This window comes from Blastomonas sp., assembly GCF_041747255.1.
In the GTDB taxonomy this organism is placed as follows: Bacteria; Pseudomonadota; Alphaproteobacteria; order Sphingomonadales; family Sphingomonadaceae; genus Blastomonas.
The window spans coordinates 1-6587 of the sequence record NZ_JBGTFM010000317.1; the positions used below are offsets into that span (position 1 = coordinate 1).

7 protein-coding genes are annotated in these 6587 nt (G+C 60.7%); 3 read left to right on the plus strand and 4 right to left on the minus strand.

The window, feature by feature from the left end; genetic code table 11:
* The 3 genes from ACEW8G_RS10765 to ACEW8G_RS10775 all read left to right on the plus strand — a co-directional run.
* A partial coding sequence (locus ACEW8G_RS10765; protein WP_373488423.1) for a YbaB/EbfC family nucleoid-associated protein occupies positions 1-117 on the plus strand: 117 nt, incomplete at its 5' end.
* A 173-nt stretch (positions 118-290) separates the two neighbouring features.
* Positions 291-2633 carry an endopeptidase La gene (lon, locus tag ACEW8G_RS10770; RefSeq protein WP_373488424.1) on the plus strand — a complete coding sequence of 781 codons (2343 nt, stop codon included), beginning with the start codon at positions 291-293 and terminating at the stop codon, positions 2631-2633.
* A 176-nt stretch (positions 2634-2809) separates the two neighbouring features.
* A complete protein-coding gene (locus tag ACEW8G_RS10775) occupies positions 2810-3082 on the plus strand; it encodes an HU family DNA-binding protein (RefSeq protein WP_373488418.1) in 273 nt (90 codons plus the stop codon).
* Between the two features lie 161 nt (positions 3083-3243).
* On the opposite strand, the gene ACEW8G_RS10780 is transcribed toward ACEW8G_RS10775, so the two are convergent.
* The 4 genes from ACEW8G_RS10780 to rlmB form a co-directional block, all read right to left on the minus strand.
* The gene (locus ACEW8G_RS10780) at positions 3244-3843 is read right to left on the minus strand and encodes a DUF4157 domain-containing protein (RefSeq protein ID WP_373488419.1); all 600 of its coding nucleotides are present in this window, start codon (positions 3841-3843) and stop codon (positions 3244-3246) included.
* 34 nt (positions 3844-3877) lie between these two features.
* A complete protein-coding gene (locus tag ACEW8G_RS10785) occupies positions 3878-4678 on the minus strand; it encodes a hypothetical protein (protein WP_373488420.1) in 801 nt (266 codons plus the stop codon).
* 61 nt (positions 4679-4739) lie between these two features.
* Positions 4740-5684 (minus strand): hypothetical protein, encoded by a 945-nt coding sequence (locus ACEW8G_RS10790; protein WP_373488421.1) that lies wholly within the window; start codon positions 5682-5684, stop codon positions 4740-4742.
* Positions 5684-6448 carry a 23S rRNA (guanosine(2251)-2'-O)-methyltransferase RlmB gene (rlmB, locus tag ACEW8G_RS10795; RefSeq protein ID WP_373488422.1) on the minus strand — a complete coding sequence of 255 codons (765 nt, stop codon included), beginning with the start codon at positions 6446-6448 and terminating at the stop codon, positions 5684-5686. The genes ACEW8G_RS10790 and rlmB overlap by 1 nt, the downstream gene beginning before the upstream one ends.
* Between the last annotated feature and the right edge of the window lie 139 nt (positions 6449-6587).

Consider the following 6587-nt stretch of genomic DNA (forward strand, 5'->3'; position numbering starts at 1 on the left):
CTGATCGCCGCCGCATTCAATGACGCGCGCACCAAGGCAGACCGGGCGAGCGAAGAGGAAATGGGCAAGATGGCACAAGGCCTGCCGTTGCCCGCCGGATTCAAGCTGCCGTTCTGACGCTGTTAACGCACGCGTGACTAACATGCTTGTTTGATCGCACTGCCACGCCCATTTATCGTGCAGTTGCGCGCCGCCACTGCGGTGACTTGTGAAACAGGATTGCGAATACCTTGACCGAAATTCAAACCTATCCGCTGCTGCCTCTGCGCGACATTGTCGTGTTTCCGCAGATGATCGTGCCGTTGTTCGTCGGCCGCGACAAATCGGTCGCCGCGCTTGAGCGTGCCATGGAGCAGGACAAGGAAATTTTCCTTGTCGCCCAACTCGACCCGGCGCGTGATGACCCGGATCGTGATGATCTTTATGACATCGGTGTAGTGGCGACGGTGCTGCAGTTGCTGAAGCTGCCCGATGGCACCGTACGCGTGCTTGTCGAGGGCGGTCAGCGCGCGCAGCTGCGGCAGCTCGAAGCCGTCGGTGATCACGTCATTGCCGAGGTCGACATATTGGAAAGCCGCGCGGTGAGCGGTACCGAGGTCAACGCGCTGATGCGATCGGTGGTCGACCAGTTCGAAAATTACGCTAAGCTCAACAAGAAGATGCCATCGGAAACCGCCGTGCAGCTCGCCGAAATCGACGATGCGGCCAAACTTGCTGATGCTGTCGCCGCCAACATCGCGGTCAAGGTTGCCGACAAGCAGAGCTTGCTCACCGAGTCAGACCCGGTCAAGCGGCTGGAGATGGTGTTCGGCTTCATGGAAGGCGAGCTTGGCGTATTGCAGGTCGAAAAGAAGATCCGTGGCCGCGTTAAGCGTCAGATGGAAAAGACCCAGCGCGAATATTATCTTAACGAGCAGCTCAAGGCGATCCAGTCTGAGCTGGGTCAGGGCGAAGGCGATGACGGCACCGGCATTGCCGAGCTTGCCGCCAAGATCGAGAAGCTCAAAATGTCGCCCGAGGCCAAGGCCAAGGCAACATCAGAGCTGAAAAAGCTGCGCGGCATGGCGCCGATGTCGGCCGAGGCGACGGTTGTGCGCAATTATCTCGATGTGTTGCTGGGTCTGCCGTGGGGCAAGAAGTCCAAACTCAAGAAGGACATCGTCGCGGCGCAGGCCGTGCTCGATGATGACCATTTCGCGCTCGACAAGGTCAAGGAACGGATCATCGAATATCTTGCGGTGCAGACTCGCACCAACAAGTTGAAAGGCCCGATTCTGTGTCTGGTCGGACCTCCGGGGGTTGGCAAGACATCGCTGGGCCGCTCCATCGCCAAGGCGACCGGGCGCGAATTCGTGCGCCAGTCGCTGGGCGGCGTGCGTGATGAAGCGGAAATCCGCGGCCACCGTCGCACTTACATTGGCTCGTTGCCGGGCAAGATTGTCAATAACCTCAAGAAGGCAGGCACCAGCAACCCGCTGTTCTTGCTTGATGAGATCGACAAGCTCGGCCAGGATTTCCGGGGTGATCCCGCGTCCGCCCTGCTTGAGGTGCTCGATCCGGAACAGAACAGCAAATTCCAGGACCACTATCTTGAGATCGACATCGATCTGTCGGACATCATGTTCGTCACCACCGCCAACAGCCTGAACCTGCCGCAGCCCTTGCTCGACCGGATGGAGATCATCCGGCTTGAAGGCTATACCGAAGACGAAAAGGTCGAAATCGCCAAGCGCCACCTTATTGCCAAGCAGATCGAGGCGCACGGCCTGAAGGACAAGGAATTCGTGCTGGCCGATGATGGCCTGCGTGACCTGATCCGCTATTACACGCGCGAGGCCGGGGTGCGCACCCTGGAGCGGGAAATCGCACGGCTGGCGCGCAAGGTGCTGCGGCGCATTCTTGAGGGCAAGGCCGAGGCGATTACCATTACGCCGAACAATCTTTCTGACTTTGCCGGGGTGCGCAAATACCGTCACGGCATCGGCGAGGAGCAGAACGACATCGGCGCGGTCACCGGGCTTGCCTGGACCGAGGTTGGTGGCGAGCTGCTGACCATCGAGGCGGTGACCGTGCCCGGCAAGGGACTGGTCAAGACCACCGGCAAGCTTGGCGAGGTGATGCAGGAATCGGTGCAGGCTGCCTTCTCGTTCGTCAAGGCACGCGCCCCGGCTTATGGTATCAAGCCCAGCATCTTTGCGCGCAAGGATATCCACATCCACCTGCCCGAAGGTGCGGTTCCCAAGGATGGCCCGTCGGCAGGCATCGGCATGGTCACTTCGATCATATCGACGCTTACCGGTATTCCGGTGAGGCGCGAGGTGGCGATGACCGGCGAGGTCACGCTGCGCGGCCGGGTGCTGCCCATCGGTGGCTTGAAAGAAAAGCTGCTGGCGGCGCTGCGTGGCGGCATCACCACCGTGTTGATCCCGCAGGAGAACGAAAAGGACCTTGCTGAAATTCCTGACAATGTGAAGCAGGGGTTGCGGATCATTCCGGTGGCGCACGTTGATCAGGTGCTCAGCGTCGCGCTGGTCGATCCGCTGGTGCCGATCGTCTGGACCGAGGCGGATGAACTCGCCGCTCAGCCACCATTGTTGCAAGGCGATGCTGCGGGCAATCCGGTGACACATTGATGCAGTGCAGCAATGTTGCAAAGTGATGTCAGTCGCGTCTTTTTTGCATCACAATGCGATAAGATGCGCGGTTTTCCGTCCATTTTCCTTTGACAGCTACGGAAAACTCGTCCTAACTCGCGTTCCTCAAAGCCGTGATTCAGCAAGAACTTAACAATATCAGGGGGTTCCCGAACATGAACAAGAATGACCTTATTACCGCAGTTTCTGATCACAGCGGCCTCAGCAAAACCGATGCCGGCAAGGCGGTGGAAGCTGTTTTCGAATCGATCAGCGGCGCGCTTGCCAAGGGCAGCGAAGTTCGTCTGGTAGGCTTCGGCACGTTTTCGGTGAGCAAGCGCAAGGCCTCAACCGGCCGCAACCCGCGCACCGGCGAAAAGATGGAAATCAAGGCCTCCACCCAGCCCAAGTTCAAGGCTGGCAAGGGTCTGAAAGACGCCGTCAACTGATGCGCATCTGATCTGCCTGGGCTTGCCCGGCGGATCTGGTGGACTTTGAGCGGGCAGGGTCGCGGTTCTGGATTACCCTCCCGATACTTTATAGACTGAACGGAAGAGGCGGGCCTGTCTGGCTCGCCTTTTTTGTTGCGCTGATGAGAGAGGTTTGGGCGTCACCCGGCCTTGCGGATCGCCGCTGTTACTTGATTGGCGCGTTCGGTCGCTTCACGTTCAATCGCTTGCCAGTCAGCCACATAGGCCGCAGCGAATCCGTTAATCCCCTTGCGTTGATATTGCTCGACATGCGCCAGTTCGTGCGCCCAGATCCACACGTTCTCGGTCAGCCGTTCGCTCGAAAACACGATGTGCCGATTCAGCGCAACCGCGCCTTCATCCATATACTGGTCGGTCAGAAAACTGCCGAGGTCCATCTGTCCGCCCCCGGTCGTCCAGCGGATACTGGCGAGCAGACCATCGTCAAAATAGGGGGACAATATCTTGACCATCTCCGGCGGCAACGGCTGGGGCGAGCGACGCGCCGCCTGGCGTTCGGCATGGCGGATCGCTTGCGCCAGTACCGGGCCGCTGACCGCACCAGAGCGCTGCACCAGACGGCGTGACTCGCGCTGCGCCTGTGCCATCAGCCGCTCGGTTGAGGTTCGTCCCTGTTGACCCAGCACAGCGAGCGCACGTTCGAACCGGGGCGGCGGCCGCAGCTGCTCGTCACTGGGCCGGACATTGCATCCAGCCAGCAGCAAGAGCGCCGGAGCCATTGCCAGCCTGCCAAACCACACGTGCTTGATCCCTTTATTGCGCTGCAAAGCCGATCAACGCTTCGGGTGCCTTTTCGCTGCGCACGTTGACGGTCCAGGTCAGGGTGGCTTTTCCGCCCGCGCTGCTCGGCCCGTCTTCGGTGTTGTTGGTCAGAACATTGCCATCGGTGACAATTGTGAACGATCCCTCCGGCTTGGGCTGCGCGGCCTTGTTCGCGCCGCCTGGAACGCCAGCACCCGCCAGCGCGCCGAGACCGGCCATATCGCCACCGGCCCCGCCGCTGGAATAGGCTGGGGCGGTGACCTTGACGCTGCCATCCTTGCGCCGGGTCAGCGTGATAAACGGAAAGATCGCGCCGCCGCCATCGACCAGCGGAAAGGCAAAGCCGTGGCGCAGGTTGCCGCTGATCTCGTAATCGACGTCGAGAATACGGTTACCGCGATAGCTGACGCTCTTCCAGCCTTCCTGCTTCTTGAGCTGGTCAACGAGTTCGGCAATACTTTCCTCACTGCCGAATTTGCCCATGCTGTTCGCCGCAATGTCTTTGCTCGTGTCGTTGGCGGCGCGGCTGTCCTCGAACTCCTTGCGCTGATCCTCCAACTCCCGCGTGGTGCAGGGGCGTTCGTCATAGGTTTCATCATCATAGCAGGGGCTGGGCGAAAATTCAGCGGGCGGGCTGGTGGTATCGACCATCACGATCTCGCCTGCATAGCGGAAAGTGAAGCTGCCATCACGCATCACATCGAGTGACGAGGTGAACTTGCCGGGGGAAAGCAGGCACCCGGTGAGCAGCAAAGGCGCGGTCAGCGTGGCTACAAGACGCAATAGTTTCATGAATGAAAGTCCTCCCCGGTGCGACCCCGACAGGCTGATTGATGTAATTATGGCGTCTGACCTAGCGTGCGTCCAGCATGATCAACGCCTCGGGTGCGCGATCGCGCCGGGGCGTTATGACCCATGACATCACCCGCTGCGTGCCGTCGGTCACCGGGCCATCCTCGGTATTGTTGGTCAGTATCTCGCCATCGGTGCGAATGGTGAAGCGGCCATCGAGCTTGGGCAGGCTGGCAAACAGATTGGCCTCCTTGCCCGAACCTGTTGCGCCAACCGCCTGCAATATGGGCAGCAGCCCGCCCATATTACCGCCGATAAAGCCGCCCTGCGCCGCGCCCGTAAAGGCGGGGGCGTCGATCCGCACCGCACCATTGGCGCGCGCCGCAGCGACGACAAACGGGGTCAAACCCTGGGTGCGCTCGATCACCGGAAAGGTGTAATCCTGATCAATCCGGCCTGACACGGCATATTCAACGACGAACAGCCCGTCGCCTTTGTGCACGATCTCGCGCCAGCCTTTCTGCTTCTTGATGCGGGTGATGAATTCATCGACCGCCTCGGGCGCGGTTGGGTCGATGCCGCCCATCAGCGCCTTCAGCACCTCCATATTGCGCGCATCTTCGGCCTGTTTTGCGGTCCGGGCATCCTTCCATGCGGTCTTTTGATTTTCAATTTCGGCAGGGGTGCATTCGCGCTCCAGTGCCTCGGCAGCCCATTCGTCCTGCGCATAGGCCGTTTTCAGCAGCGCGCCGTCGATTGGGGCCGGGTCGCCATAACAAGGATCGGGGACGAATTCGGTCTCGCTATTGTCGTCGAGCGCCGCGCCCATTGCGACCAGCTGGCTGAGCCCGAGCATGAAAATGTCGCCCTTGTAACTAAAGGTGAAGCCACCGTCGCGCAGCACGGTCATGTCGGCGGTGAACTTGCCGGGCGAGAGCAAGCAAGCCGAAAGCAACAAGCTGGCCGCTGTCAGAGCAAGCAGCCGCAGCGGTCTGGCGCGCAACATCAGTCATTCCTCGCATTGATATGAGCTGCATATAAAGAAATCGCGGCAGCGTTTGAGACATTGAGGCTTTCGATCGCCGCACTGATCGGCAGACGGGCCAGAACGTCGCAATGGCCCGCAACATTGTAGCGCAGGCCTTCGCCTTCGGCACCGAACACCAGCGCCACCGGACCGCTGCCCAGCGCGTCGCCCAGCGTCTGCTCAGCATCGCCGTCCAATCCGATCCGCCAATATCCGGCCGCCGCCATCTCTTCAAGCGCGCGCGCCAGATTGACCACACGAATCCATGGCACAATCTCCAGCGCGCCTGATGCGGCCTTGGCGACTGTACCCGATTCCGGCGGTGCGTGCCGGTCCTGCGTGATCACGGCAGCCGCATCAAAGGCGGCGGCGGAACGGAAGATCGCGCCGACATTGTGCGGATCGGTCACCTGGTCGAGCACCACCAGTGGGCGCGCGGGATCGCCCGACATGACATCGGCAAGCAGCATGTCGTCAAGCGGCTCGACCTCGGCCACTACCCCCTGGTGCGGCGCATCGCGCGCGACCATCCGGCCAAGATCGGCGACCTCGGCAAATTCAACCGGCACGCCTGGCGGCAGATCGAATGCGCCCAGCGCCTCACGCGTACCGCGAATCCAGCGAATCTGCCGCTCGGGGTTGTTGATCGCGGCCGTCACCGCATGGGTGCCCCAGAAGCGCGGGAACTTGCCGTTGTCCAGGCCAGCATTGCGTTGCCGATTGCGTGCGCCGCGCTTTGCCATCTGATTTTATATCTTTCTTTTGGATGTTGCCACCGAGGGTGCAGATCGAGCGCTTTTCGCCCGGTCAGCATTGACAGGCAAGCGCGAATTGTCCAAGGGACCGCCTCTCGGCAAGATCGGCCCCCCAGCAGGGGCCAAA